Annotated in this window: 1 protein-coding gene and 1 pseudogene; both read left to right on the top strand. The window is 67.4% G+C overall.

Going from position 1 to position 1,293, the window contains the following annotated elements:
• Window positions 1–883: potassium-transporting ATPase subunit KdpA (locus DN069_RS38865; protein ID WP_165845841.1), on the top strand; the 883-nt coding region annotated here is incomplete at its 5' end.
• Window positions 883–1,293: pseudogene (locus DN069_RS42245) on the top strand (hypothetical protein); the annotation flags it as partial. The gene DN069_RS38865 and the pseudogene DN069_RS42245, both read left to right, overlap by 1 nt.

Here is a 1,293-nt window from a genome sequence, read left to right as displayed (position 1 = left end):
CTCGTTCGCGTTGTGCCGCACCTTCGGCACGATGGTCAAGTCGCAGAAGCAGGGCTACGCGATCGTCTCGGTCATGGGCCTGTACTGGGCGGCTTCGGCCGCGCTGATCTCCTTCTTCGAGCACCAGCACTCGGGTGCGGCGGCGAAGATCGCGGGAGCCGCGATGGAGGGTAAGGAGGTTCGCTTCGGTATCCCGGGCAGTTCCTTGTTCGCGGCTTCGACGACGCTGACGTCGACCGGTGCGGTGAACTCGATGCACGACTCGTACACGCCGCTCGGTGGCGGGGTGACGATCCTGAACATGATGTTCGGTGAGATCGCGCCGGGCGGTACGGGTTCGGGTCTGTACGGCATTCTGGTGCTGGCGATCGTGACGGTGTTCGTGGCGGGTCTGATGGTCGGCCGCACGCCGGAGTACCTGGGTAAGAAGCTGGGTGCGCGGGAGATGAAGTTCGCCTCCCTGTACATCCTGACCACGCCGGCGATCGTGCTGTGCGGCACGGGACTGGCGATGTCGCTGAGCGCCGGTCACGGCGGCGGGATGCTGAACTCCGGTCCGCACGGCTTCTCCGAGGTGCTGTACGCGTTCACCTCGGCGGCGAACAACAACGGTTCCGCGTTCGCGGGCATCACCGTGACCAGCAACCACTGGCAGGAGGCCCTGGGCCTGGCGATGGCCTTCGGCCGGTTCCTGCCGATGGTGTTCGTGCTGGCGCTGGCCGGTTCGCTGGCCAAGCAGCAGCACACGCCGGAGTCGACCGGCACCCTCAAGACCCACAGCCCGCTCTTCGTCGGCATGCTCTCGGGCGTCGTCCTGATCGTCGTCGGGCTCACCTACTTCCCGGCCCTCGCTCTCGGGCCGCTCGCGGAAGGTCTCCACTGATGTCCACGCCCACCCTGAGCTCTCCGGTCCACCAGCCGGAATCGCAGCAGCCCGAGCTCCCGGCCGAGCGTCGCATCGGCGGCGGCCTGCTCGACCCGAAGCAGCTGCTCAAGTCGTTCCCGGACGCGTGCAAGAAGCTCGACCCGCGCGTCATGTTCAAGAACCCGGTCATGTTCGTGGTCGAGGTCGGCTCCGTGCTGACCACGATCTCCGCGATCGAGAAGCCCAGCGTGTTCGCCTGGGTGATCACGGTCTGGCTGTGGCTGACGGTCGTCTTCGCCAACCTGGCCGAGGCGGTGGCCGAGGGCCGCGGCAAGGCGCAGGCCGACACGCTGCGCAGAGACACCGACCCGCCACCATGGACCGTCACGTCGCCGGCTCCTGGACCACGCGTCCACGCGGAGTCTCCG

It is taken from the genome of Streptacidiphilus pinicola (assembly GCF_003258295.1).
Lineage (GTDB): Bacteria > Actinomycetota > Actinomycetes > Streptomycetales > Streptomycetaceae > Streptacidiphilus > Streptacidiphilus pinicola.
The sequence above is the reverse complement of the archived record's forward strand: the minus strand, read 5'-3'. Positions and strand labels throughout refer to the sequence as shown.